A 21,480-nucleotide genomic window follows, 5' to 3' on the forward strand; every position below is an offset into this window, starting at 1 on the left:
CTTTAAAATACAAAACGCCCGATGAAGTACATCGAGCGTTTTAGTTAAAAAGTGTCAACCCATATCAGGACGGGTCATTATTTCTTTCTGCGAGTATAAATTCGAGATTTGGCTTTACTTGGCTCTGGCTTGTTTTTCGCCAGCTTTAGTACCGCTTTTTGCAAAATCTGGTTGTTTGGGTAAGTGATCAAGTTTCCGTTGTCGTGCTTAATTAACACGTGAAACATGCTGATTTCTTGAATCTCACCGCAGATGTCTTCATCTTTGTCTACGACTTTAATTCGGTCACCCACTCGGTACGGGAAGACAAAAAAGATCAAAAAGCTGGCAGTGATGTTGCTCAGAATTGACCACTGCGCAATAAACGCCACACCTAATACGGCAAAAATGGACGATAGGAACAAAGACACATCGCCATAGCCAATACCTGTGATAATGGCAAAAATAGAGGCGGTCAAAAATAGCAGCGCGACATTGAAACAGCGCTGAATAAAACTCAAACGAGCCTTTTTTACACCTTTCGTTGTTGCCAAATTTAGAATGGCTCTATTTACAATCCTCTTCAGGATGCGATACGCGATCAGGACAAAAATGCCCATCAATAGTTTGTAACCGAGGGAGCCCGTAGTGAAATACTGGCTCACTTGCTCTAATTGGATCCAATCATTCATTTCTTCATCTCGACGATATCTAGAAAGCGGCTTTTATAGCTGATTTTTTGCTGTAAGTAATCACAATTTTTCTTTACACCATTTGTCTCTGTGTTGAGGTACCACAGAGTACTATATTGGTTAATCAAAGACTTAGTGAGCATTGCGAACTCTTTGGCTTTACTACTTATATTCAACCAAAGCTGACGTGATTTTGAAAAGAGCAATCTTTGAGCTGTATCCCATATCCGACATTCTATGACGCTAGTTCCTTATAAACGAGCTGAATATGACTTTTGTCCTGATAACCTAAGGTGTATTAATTGAAATAGCTTTTAGGGCGTTGAAAAATGGAAGAAGATGAAAAGGCGATTATGATTTTATTCGTGATTGTTGGCCTTGTACTCGTTTGGGTCGCGCTTGAAGAACTTAATTATCTTGGGCTCCCAATAAAATAAGCCCCGTTAAACACAAGTTAAACGGGGCCCTTGTCTTTTATCAATGTGAATTCAGGCTAGCTAACCGCACGCACTTTGCCTTGTTTCAAATCGTTCAGCACTTGCGCTTTAGGACCATCTGCAATGATGCTGCCTTTTTCCATCACAATTACGCGATCAACGATGTCGAGCATAGACGTTTTATGCGTAATCAGAATCAGCGTTTCACTAGGTTTCAACTGTGCTAATTGATGCTTAATGTGCATCTCTGAGCGGTTATCCATCGCACTGGTTGGTTCATCCATGAGTAGAACAGGAGGACGACCCAAAAATGCACGAGCGATCGTGACTGCTTGACGTTGACCACCCGAAAGCATTGCACCACCTTCACCAACTTGGCGTTCTAAGCCCGCTGGGTCAGATTGCGTAAACGCAGTAACACCGGCACGATTCGCTGCGTCTAGTACGTCACGGTCATCGGTTAATGGGCGACCTAGCGTAATGTTGTCGCGGATAGAACCAAAGAACAGATTCGAATCTTGCGGCACACAACCAATATTACGGCGAATGTCGACATGATGCAGTTGTGCGATGTCGGTATCATCAATGCGAACATGACCTTCCGTCGGCTGATACAAGCCCATGATGAGACGCTCTAACGTGGTTTTACCCGAACCGATACGGCCTATGATCGCTACTTTTTCGCCTGGGTTAATGGTCAAGCTCAAATCTCGAATCGACGCCACCGGTGAATCTGGGTAGTGGAAGGTCACGCGTTCAAGTTCAATTTTGCCTTGTACTATTGGACGGTGAATGTAACGTTTACCTTCTTCTTGTTCATCCGGCATTTCCATGACTTGATTGATAATTGTCATAGAAGACTTCGCTTGGTTGTAGCGCGTAGAGAGTAAGGATAACTGAACCAAAGGACCTATCGCGCGGCCGCTAAGCATGGTTGCGGCAATCAAACCACCCATGGTTAAGTCGCCCTCTGCAATCAAGTAAACGCCTAGGATGATCATCCCTACGTTACTACTTTGCTGCACAAAACCTGCTGCGTTTTGAATGCTATCCGTAATTCGGCGGCTTTTTATATTCCAGTTCGCCATGTGCGCAACTGCCTCTTCCCAGCGGTATTGGAATTGGCTTTGCGCACTGAGCATTTTTACGGTTTCTAACCCAGCCAAGCTCTCTATCAAATTGGCATATTTTTGCGATGCTAGGCGTGAACCCTCCTCAATGGAGCGGCGCAGCGGCCCTTGTATCAGTAGCGAGTGAATAATCAAAATGACCACGCCCACCATCGGTACATACACAAGATCGCCAGCCATTAGCCATATAATCACTAAGAACAAAATGGCAAAAGGCAAATCAATGAGAGCACTGACGGTCGCTGAAGTAAAAAACTCTCGAATAGATTCGAATTCTTGTAAATGGCGAGCGAAGGCACCGACCGAAGGCGGCTTCGATTCCATTCTAATCCCCATCACTTTGCTGAACAGTTTGGATGAAATCAGAATGTCAGACTTCTTGCCCGCCACATCAATGAAGTAATTTCTCAGCGACTTGAGAATGAAGTCGAACAGGAACACGACAAAGATGCCACTTGCTAGTACCCATAGGGTTTCAAACGCAAGATTCGGAACCACTTTGTCGTACACCAAGCGAGTGAATAGCGGAGCGGCAACCGCAAAGAGGTTGATGAGAAGTGATGCGATTAAAACATCACGGTAGATGCGTTTTGACTGCCACAAGGTGGACCAGAACCAGTGGCCTTCGTTGGTTTTGAGCACTTCGGGAGAGCGCTCATCGAAACGGAATTGCTTTTTAACTAAAAAGTACCGACCAGTGTATTGCTCAAGTAGGTCTTCTAATGGAATAGAGATCGGCACCATTCCACTTTCTAGGGTGGTGACTTCGGCCTCGCGTTTCTCCATATTGATGCTGTTGAGAACGCAAGAGTCACCGCCTTTAAGAACTAAGATTGCCGGCAGAATTAGGCTGGAGATGCTCTCCAGCTCTGCGCGGTTTTCCTTGGCAACCAATCCGGCCCTTTCCGCTGCTCTTGGTAGCAAAAATGGGGTCAGTTTACCGTCAGATAGCGGTAGTCCGTTGACTAGCGCTTCTGGCGAGTTAGCTAACCCATAGTAACGGCTAACGTAGATGAGCGAATTCAGTAAAGGGTCTTTCATCGTTGATAAACCTTTTTATTCCTTGTCGACGATGAATCCTTGGAATACCTCAACAAAGTGTTCAGTGAGGAAATCCAACTGGATTTGAGTTTCGATACGCGATGCGATAGTCGTAATACCAAGGTTGTGGGCAGTACGAGAGATCGACGTTAGCGTGAATTTCTGTTTTTCGTCGTGCAAGTTGTGTGTGAATAGGTAATCGAGCTTCACATAGTTCGGGCGGAACTCTTGGATGTATTCCAAAGATTGGAAGTTACGTCCGTAGTTATCTACGCCGAACTCAGCACCTGATTGGCGAATGGCATTACATAACAGTGCTGTGTGGTGAGGCTGATCGATAAAGCATTCCTCTGGAATTTCAAAATGTAGCTTAGAGGCCACTTTGGCGTGTTTCTCTAGCATGCTAGTTGTCCAGCGAATAAACGATGGTTGAGATAAGCTGCTTTGCGCGATGTTAATCGCGACTGGGTCATTAAGTTCACCACTTTCTAGCATCTTAATCATTGATTCAATGACATACTGGTCAAAGATGTTGGTGGCGTCTAACTGTTCTAGTGCGAATAGGTATTGATTCGCACGATACGTTTCACCATCTTTTTCGATGCTTGAAAATACTTCGTTGTGGAATACTTTACCCCATGTGTTTTTCGCAGCTTGGAAACGGAATTTAACCCAATCACTGTGAATGGCTTCTTCAACCAACGCTTTCCATTGCTGTTTACCCATCAAACTAGAAGGTGTATCACTGCCAATGAAGCCGTATGGCTTGTCTGGTTGCGCTTTGGCTTTCGATAGTGCGTTGTCCACCATCGAGAGGATTTCAGAGCGCGTTTTCTGATCTTTGCTGTGTGCAACCCCTAGTGACGCTTTAGGTTTTGCTAAGCCTGTTGGGTCAGTATTTAGGCCGTTCACACAATTGACGATGCTGTCCGATAAAATGCGTAACTCGCTCTCATCCATATGAGGGAAAAGCAAGCCGAACTCATCACTAGACAAGCGAGCAATAGTGGCACCCGGTACATCAATGGTGTTTTTCAAACGTTGAGACAGTTCTTTAACGTGGGCATCTGCGCGTTGGTAATCTTTGGTCTCGTAAATGTCCCCAATGTATTCAGCATGGAGTAGCGCGATACCCCCTTGCGTTTGCTCTGCAAGCCATTGGTCAATTTGGTTGATGTAGAATGAGCGGTTACCCAATTTAGATATAGGGTCGAGGTAAGCCTGAGCACGCAGACGTTGCGCCTCTTTGGCTTGCTCTTTGAATGATAGCTCGATTTGAGCAGACATCATGTTAATGCCATCTACCACCGCGATAAGATCTTTGGTTCTTGGACGAGCAAGCGGTTCACCAAATTGGTTATTCGCGATTTCATGCATTTTATTTACGATGGCCGTTAATGGTTTTAGCGAGCGACGTAGGATGTATGAAATTGCCACTAAACCAGCTAGAAAAATGACACTGAATACAGACAGCAAGCCAATAAAACCTTGCCAGAGCTGCTCGTAAGCTGCGCCTGGGTGGCTAATGATTTCTACTTCGGCGAGCTGCATCCAACCACTGGTCACAACACGCTTATCGTGAATCGCTTTAAATAGATTCATGTCGATAAACCATTGTGGCACCGTACTTGGTTTAACTGGGTAAGTACGCACGATCTGGTAGTCAGAATCTAATGCTGTAAGACGAACAACTGAGTAGGTGCTGCCGTCAAATAGAGCATTAATCACGGACTCAACCGCGACTTTATCTTTGTCCTTTAGGTAAGGAGCCAATGCCAAACCTACGGTGTTAATAGTGTTGTTGACCTCTGAACGTTGCTGTTGCTCCAAGCTGTCTCGAGTCGTGTTGAATTGGATTACGAATACTGATGCCAACAAGAGTATAAAGACCGTAACCATCCCCACCACAAGCTTCTTATATAGGGTCATGTTTCTCACTCGTCATAGTTAATTTTAGGTTTATTTAACTGCAACTTACGTTCGCGCGAGCGTAAGTCATTCCAAAGGCTCAACCGTGATGCTTTCCCTGCCAGCTCTCCAGTGCTAGCAGATGACTTCATCAACCACAGGTTTGTACCATTAAAACTGTATATCGGTAGCAAGTCGCTACGCTTAGAGGCTCGGACAATGTCAGGATTGATATTATCGAGAATGAGCGGCTCAGAACTTGGGGTAGGGTAGTAAGCTAATACCATGTGAAACTGATTCAGTTCGATGGCTTTTACGTATATTAACCGCATCTTTGAATCTGGTATTCCTAGCTCGAGTAAAGAGAAGTACTTAGCAATAGTGAAATCTTCACAGTCTCCTGCGTTACTCCCTAAAAATTCGAGTGGCGTAGCCCAATAATCTGTCTTTCCCCACAGTTTTATGTCGTCAACGAAATACAGCTGATTAAAAAAGTCGTTAACGCCAGCGAGCTGTTCATGAGTCTCTAATTGTTTAAATAAGTCGAGGTTCTTTCGCCATGTATTTACGCGCAATCCCGCACGTTCGCCGTACACCGCTGTGACCGTATTGACCCATCGTTGTTCTTTACTGTTCAGCGCACCAAGTTGGAACGACAAACAACTTAAGCTGATTAATAATGTAACTTTACGCTGCAAATTGGATCGCATATTCGACTCGTATCACAAGTATACTCTTCTAGAGAGTTCGTCAGTGAGAAATAAGTGCTTTTTATTTAATCACTTATCGCTCAATACTCCCTATCGCGAGTACCTTAATGTGGTTTACTCCTTCAAGGCGTTCGTTTTGGCACTTAAAATCGGTTTAAGTAGATATTCCAAAACGGTTCGCTTCCCTGTGATGATATCGACCGATGCTGTCATTCCTGGAATGATTGGTAAATCTGCATCTTGACCAAAGTTTGTTTTTTCGGTGCGTACACGAACAATGTAGAAGCTGTTGCCTTCTTCATCTTGAGTGGTATCCGCGCTGATATGTTCCAACTCTCCCTCTAAACCGCCGTACTTTGTGAAGTCGTAAGCTGTAAATTTCACGATAGCATGAAGATCTGGGCGTAAAAATGCGATGTCTTTTGGCGCAATTTTCGCCTCTACCAATAGTGTGTCTTCTGTTGGTACGATCTCGACGATATCCATACCAGGTTGGATAACACCACCGACAGTATTGATGTTCAGTGTTTTGATTTTGCCTGTTACTGGCGAATTCACAACCGTTCGGTTTACTCTATCTTCCAAGCCCACCGCTGATTCAACCAAAGCAGATAACTGGTCTTGGGCGCTGTTGAGTTTCTCTTGCTGTTCAGAGCGGAATTTGAGTGCAACATCAATACGGTTGAGCATGGATTCTCGAATCGCTGATTGCAATACGGGAATCTTGAGCTCACTGGACGTCATTTCACGACGGGTATCGTTGACTTGGCGCTGTAATTTGAGCAGTTCAATACGAGGAACAACGCCCTCGTCTGCCAAAGGTTTGGTGATATCGAGTTCTTTTTTCGCGTATTGGTAGCTTTGACGCAAGTTCCTTACTCGCGCTTGGATCTCTACCAAGTCCTGCTGCTTTTGCTGCACTTGTTGGTCAATAACAGAAAGTTGGTTGCGCAAATTATCTAGATCTTCGCGATATTCTGCTTTTTGACGCTGTGTGAGTTGAGGTCGAGTCTCTTCCAAGGTTGGTGGGAAGGTCAGTTTACCGTAATCAAGTAGTACACTTTGACGCCAGTTTTCCGTTTCAAAATCACGATTAACGGCAACACTGTTAATAGAAGCGGATAGTTGCAGCACAGATGCGGTAAGGTTGGCAACTTGTTGCTCACGTTCACGAAAATCTGAGCGAAAGCGGGTGTCATCGATAAGCAGTAACTGTTGGCCTTTTTCAACCAACTGACCTTCTTTGACCAAGATTTCTTTGACTAAGCCACCTTCTAAGTTTTGGACTACTTGTATCTGTGAGGAGGGAATCACTTTGCCTTGACCAACCGTGACTTTGTCGATTTCAGCCCAAGATGCCCAACCTATTGCTGCAATGAAAAATAGCACCATAACCCAGAGCATAAAACGCGCGCTGTTGGGGGTATTGAGGAGCAATGCTGCAGTTTTGTCATCAACAAAATCCAACTCTTCATCGTTGAGTTTGTTGTAGTTATCTCGGCTCATCACAGTCCCTGCTTATATAATTACGGATTATCTTTTTGATCTTATTATTATTAACCGATCATGTCAGCATGCTCGGCTAATAAAATATGAGAAGAGGGTTATTCTCTCTTCAAATGAGCTTTCTTACACTTTCTAAATCAAACAAAAGCATAATTAGCGCCGGAGTATAGCTATTACGCCTTGAACTTGGCTTTATCCAACTGATGTTTTTTTAGTTTGTCGTACAAGGTTTTGCGTGATACCTGTAATTCTAGTTGAACCTCTTTGAGTCTGCCGCGATGTCTTTGCAATGCATCGAATAACAAGCAATATTCAAAGTATTCTGTGCGCTGAGTCATACTCTGAATTTCAAGACTTTTCTCACTGTTCCAATCTTCCATTCTAAAAGTATCTGGCTTGAGGGCACGAAGTTCAGCAAATTGGCGTAGCTGCTTAACGTTTTCTGGCCACTCGAGACTGGTGAGGTGTTTGACCTCTTCTAGGCTGATATGTGGCGGCTGTAACTGATATCGACTCGCTGTGTGGCGCACAAAGTGCTTGTATAAAGGCCCTATATCTTCCTTTCTTTCATCGAGCGTCGGTAAGTGAATTAGAGTCGCCAGGGATTTTAGAGGTGGCTCGGCTTGGGTGGTCGCGCCAAAAACACGTTCAAGTTTTGGGTGCTTGAACAAGTATTCCCATTGCTCAAATGATACATGCTCTGCGCTATGTAAGTACAAACTGCAGTGGCGTTTTCCTTCACTTAAGCGGTGTATGGCTTTGTCGAGCGCTTCTAATGAAAGCTCATAGAGGTCTTCACCAGAAGCGGCGATTAGCTCACTATCCGGTGTTGCATGTATGTCGTGGGCAAATTGTGCGGCGAGCCGGCGACCTGTACCATCTTGACCTACAAAAATGAGCGGCTGGCTTGTAGGCGCACTGATCAAGGCGCGACGAATACTAACCATGGCCTTACTGTGACCAATCATTTTCGGACCAACATGAGTTTGCATGTCGAGCTCTTTCTTAAGCCAGATGTTTTCTTGCAACAAGTTCAGTTTATCGCTGGCATTGTTGAGCGATTTCATGAGCTGTTCCGTTGAAAACGGTTTTTCTAGAAAGTCGTACGCGCCGCTTTTCATCGCATCTACCGCGGTTTTCACATCTCCATGTCCAGTAAGTACGATGAATTGAAAGTGATCGTTTTTGCTTCGCAAAGTTCGCATAAACTCCAAGCCATCCATCACGGGCATATGGATATCGGTAATGATAATCGCAGGTGTATTTGAGTCGATTACGCGTAAGGCTTCTACTGCGTTTGGTAAGCAGGTGACGTCTATCCCTTCAATCAGCAGGGCTTGAGACACGGCATCACGAATGTGTGGTTCGTCATCAACAAAGAAAACTGGGTTATTCATGGTCGTTTTCCACTTCTGGGGTACGTTTATTCTGATTGACTATTGGTAGCGTCACGATAAAGGTCATGCCTCCTGCTTGTTGTTCTGTGTTCTGATGTTTATAGGCACAGAGGGAGCCGTGATAGCTCTCTATAATCCGCTTGGAGATTGTTAAACCTAATCCAAGACCCTCCGGCTTAGTCGTAAAAAATGGGTCGAACACTTTTGCTAGGGCTTCGTCTGACATCCCTGGCCCGTTATCGGAAACAAGAATGTCGCAACTGTCATCATGACACTGAACAGCAATGGATATTTGCGGATCGATACAGTGGTTTTCCATCGCTTGTGCCGCGTTGTGGAAGAGATTGATCAGCACTTGTTCTAATTCAACGCTGTGAATGGCCAGCTTCACATCATAGTCGATGGCCGGAACTTTTAGTGTTACTCCTTGCTTAATAAGCTTGTTGCTCAAAATGCTGGTGGCAGTATGTACCGCGTCGTGCAGTACTGAGATTTCATTGTGTGAATCGTGCGTGGCTTTCCGAGTAAAGACTTTTAAGCGGGCAATGACTTCCGAAATGGTGTCATTAAGTGTCAGCATTTTGCCCAAATTGTCGGCGACCATTGGGTATTTTTCCATTGCCAACAAACGCTGCGAGTTTTCGGTATAGGTTCTTAGTGCGGAAAGTGGCTGATTTATCTCATGATTAATACTGGCTGATAGCTCGCCCAACAATGCCAATTTCGCGGCTTGCGTCAGTTCTTGTTGTGTTTGTTTAAGCTCTTGTTGGCTTTGCTCATATTGGCGGATGGTCTGTTGTAGTTTTTGGTTGGCTTCACTCAGAACTAGTGTCCGTTGCACTACTTTTTCTTCTAGGCTCACATTGAGATGGGCAAGGCGTGCTTTGTTAACTAGGGTTTGGAACCACGCTAACGCAATTAGAGCAATGAGCGCATATAAGATCAGGAAGACGATATCGGCCTGTAAAACGGCGGCAAGAACGCTGTTGTGGTTAATTAAGGCAACGACGCGAAACCCTTTATCCAATAAGTGTGTTGCGTATGCGAGGTAATTCGGTGATAGAAGCAATTGATTGTCATCAAACTCCGTGACACCACTGTGTGCCGTTAACTCACCAAAATATTCGGGTAAGGTATCGCCATATTGACGCGTTTCGGTAAGTTCATTTATTGCACTCGATGACAGTGGGAAAAGTGCACGATAGCGCCAGTCTGGTAAATTGCTCATAAACACGACATTGTGTTTATCTGTAATGAGTACGTCAGTCGTGGTTTGCGAAAGGCGCTGTTCTAATTGCTCCAAGTTCACTTTTACTGTGATCACGCCAACGACTTCCTCATTTACCCACAGCGGAGATGAGAAGAAGTACCCACGTTTATTCGAGCGCACGCCTAATCCAACATATTGAGCGGGCTCACCGCGTCGCGCATTTTTAAAATAGGGGCGATAGCTAAAGCTAGAGCCAACAAACGTATCTTCTTGCTGAAAGTTACTTGAGGCTATGACTAACCCGGTGCGGTCATGAACGTAAATCGTATCGGCCAAACTTTGCTTCAACCAATCTGATAACAGTAGGTTGAGCTCTTGAGAGGGCGTTCCGCGCTCTACTGCTTTGAGTAGTCTTGGGTCGTGACTTAATAGGTTTGGTATCTGTTCAAACTTTGCCAGTTCGTAGTCCACTTCTTGTGACACTTGCGCGGCTTGTCTCTCTAGCTTTTGTTGCCATTGATCATGTTGGTATTGAGTTGCGTAATGATGAGTAAGCGCAAGCCCTGAAATGCCGACGGCACACAGTAGCAGTAAAAAATGACGTAGGGCTTTGGGGTTGAGTAAGTTCACGATCGGCTCACTGGTTTTTTGTGTCATGGTATCAAATGACGCACTGTGATGCTGTGAGCGGCAACGATAACAAGCACAATGATGTCCTTGTATTTCCTCAGTATCGGGAGCACAATCGACAAAAACGAGTGAAGGAGTAAAGATGGAACTTGCTGATATTCGTCGTGAGTACACCAAAGGTGGGCTGCGTCGTAAAGATTTGAAAGCTGATCCTATTGATCAATTTAATCTGTGGCTAGAGCAAGCAGTTGAAGCGGGTTTAACGGACCCGACTGCGATGACAGTTGCAACGGTTGATGAAAATGGCATGCCGTTTCAACGCATTGTTCTATTGAAAAACGTCGACAAAGATGGTTTTGTGTTTTACACCAACCTAGGCAGTCGCAAGGCCCAGCAGCTAGAGCATAACAGCAATATTAGTTTGCACTTCCCTTGGCATCCGTTAGAGCGCCAAGTTCATATTACTGGTGTGGCTGAAAAGCTTACCGCCGTAGAGAATATGAAATACTTTACTTCTCGTCCTAAAGAGAGCCAGTTGGCCGCAATCGCGAGCAAACAAAGTAGCCGTATTTCTGCCAGAGGTGTGTTGGAAGGTAAGTTTTTAGAGCTAAAACAGAAGTTTGCTAAGGGTGAAATACCAGTACCAACCTTTTGGGGTGGCTTTCGCGTAAAACCAAAGAGCATCGAATTTTGGCAAGGTGGCGAACATCGCCTTCACGATCGTTTTCTTTTCTCCCAACATGATGGAAGTTGGGACATTGATCGTCTAGCGCCATAGGCTTATGGTCCCTCATGAATAAACAAACACCGCCGAATTGGGGCGGTGTTTTTGTAGGTAGAAGCGATGCGAATTATCGCTCTCCATTCAACACAACCGATAATTGATGCTTAAGCAGCGTTTTGGGTACAACAGAGCCGTAGCCTGCTTCCATTGCTTTATCTATTAGCTCGTTCTTGCTGTTCGCTGCAAACTTATTACGTAAGCGTGCGACGTGACCTTCAACGGTTTTTGTTGATATGCCCATGACCTGAGAGATAAATTGAGGCTTTTTGCCATAGAGCAAGAGGAAAAGCGTTTCTTGCTCGCGGCATGTGAGCTTCTCTGGTTTTGGTTGTAAGTCAGAGAAACGAAAGATGGATTGTTGATTTGGGTTGGTACTGATTGCACGACAAACCCAATACCCGACTTCAATCACGGCGGTGTCGGTGAGTTCCCTTCCGTAGAAAATGGTGCCTACGATGTCGCCTTTGTCATCTCGCCACGGTGTTTTAGTAAATATATGTGCTCGCCAGCGGCCATCTGGATAAGGGTGGATATCCAGAATTTTTAGTGACTCGCCAGTTTCGAGAACGTGTTTATCTTGGCGTTGAAATTCTTGCGCGCATTCAGTGGTTGGGCTGGCCATATCAAAATCAGTTTTACCCAAGCACTCCTCGGGCGACGTGTGCCCTAACAGTTCTGCGTATTCCTGGTTTACGTATAGGAATACCGAATCTTTATCTTTGCATCCCCAACAACCTGGTAGCTGTTTAAGGAGGGATTGTTCTATGGTATCGACTGAAATATTCACAAAAGGACTCACTACATACTGCTTTTACCAATACATAGACGTCCGTGTTACATGGCTCGTATTGATGTTGCCAAGTAGGCAGTTACGTTGCTAGAACACGTTCGTTGATTGGCGCTCAATCCAATTAAATTCGTGGTGTTCGATGTTTTCGTCAGGTAGTCATTGACAACGACGAAATGGAACGAAGAGTTTAATTGGGAAAATGGTCTGTTTCATTACAGATATGTGCGCTCACGGATGTCCGCCTAATGTTCGGCTTACAACTCGTATCGTCCTTGATCATGCTTCCTACAACTCAGTTGTAATGTGGTTGACGTTCATATCACTTGTGAGTGAAAGAGCAGCACCTAAGCATATGAGAGGGACAGTGAGACAAAAGCTATGATATCAGCTTATGCCATTGTTTTCATTGTTGAGAAGCGAAAAAAAAGCCAGCCTGAAGACGGGCTGGCAACACAAGATATAATCTTGTCGACGTGTAGAAGAGGTTCTAAATTACCTAGCGAGGGTCTGCTAAGTAAGTTAGAGGTATCAATGAGATACCGAGAGCTTTAGATCGTATGCATCTTAAAGCTCGATAACTAATGTATTGAATCAGAGGCATATTAGTAAGGGGGGAAATCCCTCTATGTTGAGTTTAAGAGTGGGTTTCGATCCGTTTCAGGGACGAGTTATCTAATATGGAGCACGGTGTTTTACAAAATAACAGATTGTTCGGTAATAAGGATCTTTACATTGATTGATTATGTATACGTAAGGTGTTGCCTATCTATCCGTTTTTGTTAATAAAATTGGTTGCTCACTGACCGTAAATTAACCTCGCATGATCATCGTTCCGGAACTATGATCATGTAAATGAACTTGATCATGCTGATTTGATCTTGTCGATTGAGTTGGGTAAAAGTTGCAACCCAACAAAGAAGGTATATGATGCGAAGACGTAAGCTGACCGTGTAAAGACGATTGTTTAAAATGAGTGACTCAGATAACCAAAAAATCCTTTCATATCAAGAGATTATGCCGCCAAAGCCGGCGGAGCTGATCACACTTCCGTCTTATATGGATTGCCACGATCATTCTTATACGCAGATCGTGATTGGTTTAAAAGGGCAAGCCGAATTTGAAGTGCGCGGGCGAGGTAATCTTGTCGGCCCTGGTCAAGGTTGTGTGGTCACCGCATGCTCTGATCATGCTTTCGGTGGCGTCATCAATCAATCGGATATTTTGGTGCTGAATATGCCCAAACCGACAAATGATGATCCTGAAATGCTTCAAAAAATCAATAACCTGGAGAGAGACCATGTCTACTTCCAGTTAGATAGTCAAATTCAGAAGCTGATACAGATGTTGGTTCAGGAAATGCGAAACCATCCGGATGACCTGCTGTTAAGTCGTGCGTGTAACGACACTGTGATTGCGTTAATGCAGCGCCATATCTCGGCATTTGAGACCAGTCGAAAAGAGTCGCGCTTTGATTTGGAGGCGATTGATCGTTACATTGAGCAGCACCTGAGTCATAAGATTAGTGTGGCTCAATTGGCCGGGCGAGTGTTTCTTGGGGAAAGTCAGTTCCATTGCTTGTTTAAAGAGCAGATGGGGATTACACCTCATCAATATGTTCTCGGAAAGCGAATCGACATGGCTCGTGAATTAATCGAGCAAGGTCACCTTTCTTTAGGGCAAATTGCCGAGTTTACTGGCTTCTCAAGCCAGAGTACTTTTACTCATACTTTTACTCGCTTACAGGGAATATCACCTTCCCGTTATAAAAAACAAGTTGGATAACAACGCGTTTTTTAGGTCAAATAATCATCAAATTAGAATAAAGCCATGCACTATGCATGGTTTTTTTATGTTTTATTCATGTGATCTATCTCTCGTTTTTTTAAATTCTCTGTTCTTTACAGTAGCTGATATGCCACTTGATCCTACATTTTCTCTTAGAACGAGCTCTTCACAAAAATCTTATTGATATTCTTGATATTCTTGATATTTTGTTGTGAATGCAATGAAAAAATTAAAATTTACAACACAAAATATTACCTATTTGAATGTGACTATGTGGATGTTTTGTTATAAAAGCGAGTTTTTGGCAAAAATGTCGTAGTTTTTGACAAGTATTCTTATCGGCCTCAAAATACACTGCCAGCCATTGATAATCCTCGAAGCGGTTTTCGAGGAGTGAGATTGAGGAACACACATGTTTACAGCTACGAACGTGTTGACACCGGAATTTATCGGGCAGCCGCTTGATAAGTTGTGGTCACTGATCTCGCCATTATATATGGTGGACGAGTCTCAATGGCTAGAGCAACTATTGCCACTAGCGACGCCGACAGAGGATGAAAAATCGGCGATCACTACCCAAACGACCCACCTTATCGAAGCCATTCGTGCCGATAAGAAGTCAATCCAGATGATTGATGCTTTATTGCTGGAATACAGCTTAGATACTCAAGAAGGTATCTTGCTGATGTGTCTTGCAGAAGCATTAATGCGCATCCCAGATGCCGCGACAGCAGATTCTTTGATTAAAGATAAGTTGAGTGTCGCAGACTGGAAATCTCACCTGAAAAACTCTGACTCTGTGTTTGTTAACGCATCAACATGGGGCCTTATGCTAACAGGTAAAGTGGTTGGTCTTGGTGAGCAAGGCACCCAGAGCCCAGGTCAGGCTGTAAACCGTCTGGTAAATAAATTCTCTGAGCCCGTGATTCGTAAAGCCATGTATCAGGCAATGAAGATCATGGGTCACCAGTTTGTTCGTGGTCGTACGATCGAAGAAGCGCAGAAGAACGGTCGCCCAATGCGCGACAAAGGTTTCACCTACTCGTTTGATATGTTGGGTGAGGCGGCGTTAACTACAGCGGACGCGAACAAGTACTTCAAAGATTACCTAATGGCGATCGAAGCGGTGGGTCGCGAGACTTACGGTAGCGACACTAGTCCAGCGCCTTCGATTTCCATCAAGCTTTCTGCATTACACCCGCGCTACGAAGTCGCAAATGAAGAACGTGTAATGACAGAGTTGTATGACTCACTAATGCAGCTATTGAAACGTGCAATTGAAGTCGACGTTGCAATCACAATCGATGCAGAAGAAGCGGATCGCCTTGAGCTTTCCCTGAAGCTATTTGAGAAAGTGTACCGTAGCGATCTTGTGAAAGGTTGGGGCAAGTTTGGTTTGGTTATTCAAGCCTACTCAAAACGTGCGCTACCAGTCTTGGTGTGGCTAAATGCACTCGCAAAAGAGCAAGGTGACGTTATTCCTCTGCGTTTGGTTAAAGGCGCGTACTGGGACAGCGAAATCAAGTGGTCTCAACAAGCGGGTTATGCAAACTACCCAGTATACACTCGCAAAGAAGCGACGGACGTTGCATACCTAGCTTGTGCTCGTTTCCTACTTAGCGAAGGTGTTCGCGGTAATATCTACCCACAATTTGCAAGCCACAATGCTCACACAGTTACGGCAATTGCTGTCATGGCGGAGCACAAAGAATACGAGTTCCAGCGCCTGCATGGTATGGGTGATTCACTGTATAACCATGTTATGAAAATGTACGGTCAGCCAGTACGTATTTATGCTCCTGTCGGTAGCCATGCTGATCTTCTTCCGTACTTGGTTCGTCGTCTGCTTGAAAATGGTGCGAACAGCTCGTTTGTACACCGTCTAGTTGATGCGCGTTGTCCGATTTATGAGTTGACCCATCACCCTGTGGATGTGTTGACGGGTTTTGACACGCTACACAACGACAAAATTCCATTGCCTGCCGATATTTTCCCTGAGCGTAAGAACTCATATGGCGTCAACATTGACATCGACAGTGAAGCGAAGCCATTTGAAGCGCAGGTAGAAAGCTTCATGGACAATCAGTGGGTTGCAGGCCCGATGATCAATGGTGAGTGTTTTGCCGAAAGCATGATCAAGGAAAATGCGGCTGAGATCATCACCGCACCGTACGATCGCCGAATTGAAGTCGGCAAAGTGGCATTTGCAACACTTGATCATGTTTCCGCTGCAATTGATGCGGCGCAAACTGCTTTCTCTGATTGGAAAGGTGTTCCTGTTGAGCAAAAAGCGGCTTGTTTAGAAAAGCTTGCTGACTTAATGGAAGAAAATCTGGCTGAGCTGGTGGCGATTTGTCACAAAGAAGCGGGCAAGACGATTCACGATAGTATTGATGAAGTTCGTGAAGCAGTGGATTTCTGTCGTTATTACGCGAAACAAGCGCAAAACCTACAGCCATTTGAGCTAGAAGGTTTTGACGGTGTGAAACGCATTTCTAGCCGTGAAGGTCTTGGTGTGTTTGTGTGTATCAGCCCTTGGAACTTCCCGTTGGCTATCTTCCTTGGTCAGGTAACGGCAGCACTGATTGCAGGTAACACTGTGGTTGCAAAACCTGCTGAGCAAACAAGCTTAATTGCCGCTCGCGCTATTGAACTAATGCTTGATGCTGGCTTCCCTGCAGGTGTGATTCAGTTACTTACTGGTCGCGGCGCTGAGATTGGTCATGCACTGACTTCTCATGATGCTATTGCTGGTGTGGCATTCACTGGCTCAACGGCAACGGCGCAACGCATTAACGTCACGCTCGCGGAGCGCAGCGCGAAACCGGTTCCGTTTATTGCGGAAACAGGTGGTCAAAACGCAATGATTGTGGACAGTACTGCATTGCCAGAGCAGGTGGTGCGTGATGTGATTCGTTCGGCGTTTGCATCTGCTGGTCAGCGTTGTTCTGCCCTTCGTGTTCTATTTGTACAAGAAGATGTAGCAGACCGTATGATCAACCTGATTCAAGGTGCGATGAATGAACTGCATGTTGGTTTACCTTACCTACACAAAACAGATGTTGGTCCGGTTATCGACAGCAATGCAAAACAAAAACTCCTCGCTCACCTTGAGCAAATGAGCAAAACACAGACTAAAGTCGCTCAGCTACAGCTGGATGAGTCGTGCCAGCATGGTGACTTTGTCTCACCAAGTGCGTTTGAAATCTCGGGCATCGATGTGCTGAAAGAAGAACAATTTGGTCCAATCTTGCACATTGTTCGCTTTAAAGCGTCTGAATTACCGAACGTGGTTGCGCAGATCAACAAAACGGGTTTTGGATTGACGATGGGTATCCATAGCCGTAACGAAACCACGTACCGTTGGATTGAGAAACATGCTCGAGTAGGTAACTGCTACATCAACCGAGACCAAGTTGGCGCTGTGGTTGGTGTACAGCCGTTTGGTGGTCAAGGCTTGTCGGGTACTGGCCCGAAAGCTGGTGGTCCACACTACCTATTCCGCTTTACTCAACATCTTCTTGCTCAAGCAGAAAACGCATAAGGAGTCGCATTATGGTTCATCAGATCACCTATTTTAAAGATGCATTCTCTGCGTGGGAGCAGTGGAATCTGACTGATTTTGATTACAAATGCGAGCATGTTCTGGCATTTAAATCTGCACTAGAAGGGCAGCAGTCTACCGTTGCCAAGGTGGTTTCTTACCACTTGCAACAAGCATCAGCTCTTCTTGCAGAAACTCACCAGTTAGTTGGCCCTACAGGGGAAACTAACGAACTGTATGCCGCAGGACGCGGTGTGGCTTTGGTGATTTGTGAAAACAACATCGAGCCTGCTGATAATGCGTTATACAGTGCTTTTGCGATGATCACCTGTGCCTTAATTGCAGGCAACAGTGTGGTCGTTTGCAGTGACAATGCAGAGCTAAACCAATTGGTTAAGCAAGCTGTAGCGTTGGCAAACTTCCCATCTAACTTAGTCCAGGTTGTTGCGTACGATGCGTCTGCCCCGTTGCTTGAGAGCGATGTACGTAGTGTGGGTTATGTTGGGCGTTCACAGATTGAGCATGCGCTCAATCTTCAACTAGCTAAGCGTGACGGTGCAATCGTCGGCTTAGTTTCTGAAACGGATTTAGAGTCACCGAAATTGGCTCATGATCCTCATCTCTCGTTGCGCTTCATTACTGAGCGCACTCGAACGATAAATATTACCGCGGTGGGTGGTAACGCAACTCTACTCGAGTTGGGGAACGAAACTCACTAACCTGACTTGTAATGCCAATCTGGAGTAACTGGACTGAGAGCCGGTCCAGATTGGTTTTTTATACTCTGATGTATTGCTGAGACGGTAAAATATCAGGGCAGGCAAGGAAGGAAATAATTATAACGAGGACTATCTAATGATAGAAAATAGCTTTGCTATCACGTCCACTTTTGTGGCGTATTTACTGATTATGGTTGCTATTGGCGTTTACGCGTATAAGAGGACTTCCAATTCATCTGACTACTTCCTAGGTGGCCGTAGCCTAGGTCCGTGGCCTGCTGCATTATCTGCAGGTGCTTCAGACATGAGTGGTTGGCTGCTGCTAGGCTTGCCTGGCTATGCGTACGCTGCGGGTATCGAGGCCTTCTGGTTAGCCGGCGGTCTACTTCTTGGTACATGGGCAAACTGGCTCATCAGTGCAAAACGCCTTCGTACCTACAGTATCCAAACTGACGCGCTAACGTTGCCAGAGTTCCTGTCACGTCGCTTCAACGATAAGTCGAAACTGATTCAGACAATCTCTGCGTTTTTCATTCTTCTATTTTTCCTTTTCTACACCAGCTCAGGTTTGGTCGCAGGGGGCAAACTGTTTGAGACGGTATTCGGTCTAGATTATACCTACGCTGTTATCATCGGCACGGTGTGTGTCGTTTCTTACACACTATTCGGTGGTTTCCTAGCGGTATCTTGGACTGACTTAGTGCAAGGTCTTCTAATGGCGGCTGCGCTAATGATTGTTCCTATAGCGGTAATGGACGGTGGTTTAGGTCAGCTAAGTTCTGATCTACATGACATCAACCCAGAACTTGCAACGCTATGGAATGACGCGAAAGGCGAACCATTGTCTGCGATTGCCATTATCTCTCTAGCGGCGTGGGGCCTTGGTTACTTTGGTCAGCCACACATCCTAGCGCGTTTTAAAGCGTCTCGTTCAAACAAAGATCTAACGACTGCACGTCGTATCGCAGTGATTTGGACGGCACTATCTATGGTTGGTGCAATGCTTGTTGGTCTTGTTGGTCTGGTTTGGGTTACGGGTCATCCGGGTACTCAACTAGAAGACGGTGAGAAGATCTTCATGCTATTGGTTAACGCAGTATTCCACCCTGTCGTTGCGGGTATGTTGTTAGCAGCAATCCTAGCGGCGGTAATGAGTACCGCTGACTCACAGCTCCTTGTTTCATCTTCAGCGCTTGCAGAAGATTTCTACAAGCAAGTATTCAAGCCAGAAGCGTCTTCTGAAGAAATCGTAATGATTGGTCGTATCGGTGTTATCGTTATTTCGCTTGTTGCGCTATTCCTAGCGATGACGCCTGATAGCTCAGTACTTGGTCTTGTATCTTACGCTTGGGCTGGTTTTGGTGCGGCATTTGGTCCTGCGGTTGTACTTAGCCTTTACTGGAGCGGTATGAACCGTAACGGTGCGTTAGCAGGTATTCTTGTTGGTGGTATCACTATCGTGGTTTGGAAGCAGCTAACTGGCGGTTGGTTTGATGTGTACGAAATCGTACCGGGCATCATCTTCTCTACGCTTGCTATCATTGTGGTAAGTAAAGCAACGGGCGGTGCTGCGCAAGACGTGTTAGACCAACACCAGTCGTTCGAGAAAAAACTGGTTGAACTAGACTAGTAACTTCCCGTATATGAACACAAAGCCCGCTATTTTAGCGGGCTTTGTTTTATCTGAAACTTAATTAACGTTAATGGTGGTAGCTTGAGATCAAAGCTTAGCATTGCTCGGTTAGATTGGAGTGTTAGTCGCGACGAATTTTGGCGTAAATAACGGTGTTACTCAACTCTCCCGATGTAGTCAGACGTTCGTTTCTGAGCTCTCCTTCGAACTCATAACCACAGCGCTCGGCTACAGCCCGGCTCTTTTGGTTGGTGCTATCAGCATGAATTGCGATTCTCTTGGCGCCCAAGTCATCAAACGCATAGCGCTCAACTTCGAGCACAGCCTCGGCAACATAACCATTGCCAACGGCAGCATTATCTAACCAATAACCTATCTCAAAGGATGGTACGTCGGGATCTCGAATCATCAAGCCGACCGCACCCAGTAAGCGATCGCTTTCCTTTTCAATGATGTAGTAACGCAGCTCTTCTTCGAAGTTTTCAAAGTTTGCGATGGCTTTCTCTGTCCCTTCTATCATCGCTTCTAATGTCAGCACATGAGGCACCCACGGCAGATAGACTTCGAGAGTTTTTTGGCTGCGAACGACAGCTTGATGCGCCTCTTCGGCTCGTTCTAAACAAGCAGGGATGAGTTTGAGACGTTTCGTTTCCATGCCGACTCTCCTATGGGTGAAAAATGAACGGAAAATCATTTAAACAGATGTACTTAGAATGATCTAGTCAACGCCGTCATATTATTCACTTGGTTTGCCAGAGAGAAACTGAGAGAATCGAACCGTTATCAAACCAACTAGGTTCATTATGAAACTTTTAGTAAGAAACTTGGCTCGTCACATGACCGAGCAAGATATCCGCAAATTATTCTCAGCGTACGGCAAAGTAGAACTGTGTTCGCTAGTGCTTGATCAAGACACGGGTTTGTCGAAAGGCTTCGGTTTTGTCATCATGCCGGACGAAGCAGAAGCCATTTCTGCTCTTGAAGCACTGAATTTGACGAACGTAGAAAAAAGCAAAATTCGCGTGAAAGTCGCACAAGACTAACACAGAGAAAAGCCAGCGTTATTGCTGGCTTTTTTGTCTTTCTATTTAGAGACCAAATTGGCAACATTCTAGAATGTCTTCTCTTTTCGTTTTAGCGAGATTGATCATCAATTCTCTCTTCAAGTTGTTTCATTAAATCCTTTAACTGTAGAGAATCGAAATTGTCTGAATTCGGCACTTGGTAAGCGTCGTTGACTGTGTAGAGCATCAAACTTTTGCTAGAGAAGAACTCTTTCTGTATTTGGACTTTGACAATGTCATCAAGAGGTAGACGGAAGTAAACCGTTGAGCCCTGGCGGTACTTCAAGGTGTTGGTGCTTGCATCGATATCTAGCGTTTTAGGATTGAACGCGCGGCGCGTGAAGTACGTTGAGAGCAGTTTCAATCCTATTATTGTGAGTGCTACGAGTCCAAACTCGACGAGCTTGTCTGCTAGGTCGGAAAAATAGAACAGCGACAACGATACCGTTCCCAGCAATAAAGGGTTGTTCTTGGGCAGATTTTGTGAAGTTTCATGTATGATCATCCGACATATCCCTCGA

General features: G+C 45.1%; 16 protein-coding genes. 6 read left to right on the forward strand and 10 right to left on the reverse strand.

The features are described from left to right. Positions 1-77: 77 nt before the first annotated feature. The 7 genes from R7P80_RS10460 to R7P80_RS10490 all read right to left on the reverse strand — a co-directional run bounded on the left by R7P80_RS10460 (position 78) and on the right by R7P80_RS10490 (position 10,667). Positions 78-671 carry a mechanosensitive ion channel family protein gene (locus R7P80_RS10460; protein ID WP_017820061.1) on the reverse strand — a complete coding sequence of 198 codons (594 nt, stop codon included), beginning with the start codon at positions 669-671 and terminating at the stop codon, positions 78-80. A gap of 493 nt (positions 672-1,164) precedes the next feature. Beyond that, positions 1,165-3,279 (reverse strand): type I secretion system permease/ATPase, encoded by a 2,115-nt coding sequence (locus R7P80_RS10465; protein WP_005374556.1) that lies wholly within the window; start codon positions 3,277-3,279, stop codon positions 1,165-1,167. 15 nt (positions 3,280-3,294) lie between these two features. Then, positions 3,295-5,208: an EAL domain-containing protein gene (locus R7P80_RS10470; protein WP_005383568.1), complete on the reverse strand. Its 1,914-nt coding sequence runs from the start codon at positions 5,206-5,208 to the stop codon at positions 3,295-3,297. A 5-nt stretch (positions 5,209-5,213) separates the two neighbouring features. After that, positions 5,214-5,897, reverse strand: coding sequence for a transglutaminase-like cysteine peptidase (locus R7P80_RS10475; RefSeq protein WP_005374561.1), 684 nt, complete (start codon positions 5,895-5,897; stop codon positions 5,214-5,216). Between the two features lie 114 nt (positions 5,898-6,011). Next, a complete protein-coding gene (locus tag R7P80_RS10480; RefSeq protein WP_005374562.1) occupies positions 6,012-7,403 on the reverse strand; it encodes an HlyD family type I secretion periplasmic adaptor subunit in 1,392 nt (463 codons plus the stop codon). A 173-nt stretch (positions 7,404-7,576) separates the two neighbouring features. Beyond that, positions 7,577-8,800, reverse strand: a complete 1,224-nt coding sequence (locus tag R7P80_RS10485; protein ID WP_005383565.1) for a sigma-54-dependent transcriptional regulator — start codon at positions 8,798-8,800, stop codon at positions 7,577-7,579. Then, positions 8,793-10,667: a sensor histidine kinase gene (locus R7P80_RS10490; protein WP_017634535.1), complete on the reverse strand. Its 1,875-nt coding sequence runs from the start codon at positions 10,665-10,667 to the stop codon at positions 8,793-8,795. The genes R7P80_RS10485 and R7P80_RS10490 overlap by 8 nt, the downstream gene beginning before the upstream one ends. 115 nt (positions 10,668-10,782) lie before the next feature. Between R7P80_RS10490 and pdxH the strand changes: the two genes are divergently transcribed. Then, positions 10,783-11,418 (forward strand): pyridoxamine 5'-phosphate oxidase, encoded by a 636-nt coding sequence (gene pdxH / locus R7P80_RS10495; RefSeq protein WP_005374570.1) that lies wholly within the window; start codon positions 10,783-10,785, stop codon positions 11,416-11,418. Between the two features lie 73 nt (positions 11,419-11,491). Here pdxH and R7P80_RS10500 read toward each other — a convergent pair whose 3' ends face one another. Continuing rightward, entirely contained in the window at positions 11,492-12,211 is a 720-nt protein-coding gene (locus tag R7P80_RS10500; RefSeq protein ID WP_017820063.1) for a PAS domain-containing protein, read from the reverse strand. A gap of 972 nt (positions 12,212-13,183) precedes the next feature. Between R7P80_RS10500 and R7P80_RS10505 the strand changes: the two genes are divergently transcribed. The 4 genes from R7P80_RS10505 to putP all read left to right on the forward strand — a co-directional run bounded on the left by R7P80_RS10505 (position 13,184) and on the right by putP (position 19,892). Continuing rightward, the gene (locus R7P80_RS10505; RefSeq protein WP_017634534.1) at positions 13,184-13,996 is read left to right on the forward strand and encodes an AraC family transcriptional regulator; all 813 of its coding nucleotides are present in this window, start codon (positions 13,184-13,186) and stop codon (positions 13,994-13,996) included. A 415-nt stretch (positions 13,997-14,411) separates the two neighbouring features. Continuing rightward, complete coding sequence (gene putA, locus R7P80_RS10510; RefSeq protein ID WP_170897392.1) at positions 14,412-17,543, forward strand: bifunctional proline dehydrogenase/L-glutamate gamma-semialdehyde dehydrogenase PutA; 3,132 nt, start codon at positions 14,412-14,414, stop codon at positions 17,541-17,543. Between the two features lie 11 nt (positions 17,544-17,554). Next, the gene (locus R7P80_RS10515; protein WP_005392153.1) at positions 17,555-18,262 is read left to right on the forward strand and encodes a delta-1-pyrroline-5-carboxylate dehydrogenase; all 708 of its coding nucleotides are present in this window, start codon (positions 17,555-17,557) and stop codon (positions 18,260-18,262) included. A 136-nt stretch (positions 18,263-18,398) separates the two neighbouring features. Beyond that, positions 18,399-19,892 (forward strand): sodium/proline symporter PutP, encoded by a 1,494-nt coding sequence (putP, locus tag R7P80_RS10520; RefSeq protein WP_005374582.1) that lies wholly within the window; start codon positions 18,399-18,401, stop codon positions 19,890-19,892. Positions 19,893-20,016: 124 nt separating this feature from the next. Here putP and R7P80_RS10525 read toward each other — a convergent pair whose 3' ends face one another. Beyond that, a complete protein-coding gene (locus R7P80_RS10525) occupies positions 20,017-20,550 on the reverse strand; it encodes a GNAT family N-acetyltransferase (protein WP_017820066.1) in 534 nt (177 codons plus the stop codon). A gap of 148 nt (positions 20,551-20,698) precedes the next feature. On the opposite strand from R7P80_RS10525, the gene R7P80_RS10530 reads away from it, so the two are divergent. Continuing rightward, a complete protein-coding gene (locus R7P80_RS10530) occupies positions 20,699-20,938 on the forward strand; it encodes an RNA recognition motif domain-containing protein (RefSeq protein WP_005374587.1) in 240 nt (79 codons plus the stop codon). A gap of 91 nt (positions 20,939-21,029) precedes the next feature. Here the strand turns inward: R7P80_RS10530 and R7P80_RS10535 are convergent, their stop codons facing one another. Next, positions 21,030-21,464 (reverse strand): hypothetical protein, encoded by a 435-nt coding sequence (locus R7P80_RS10535; RefSeq protein ID WP_158155582.1) that lies wholly within the window; start codon positions 21,462-21,464, stop codon positions 21,030-21,032. Positions 21,465-21,480 lie beyond the last annotated feature (16 nt).

This window comes from Vibrio sp. 2092 (genome assembly GCF_033339635.1).
In the GTDB taxonomy this organism is placed as follows: domain Bacteria; phylum Pseudomonadota; class Gammaproteobacteria; order Enterobacterales; family Vibrionaceae; genus Vibrio; species Vibrio alginolyticus.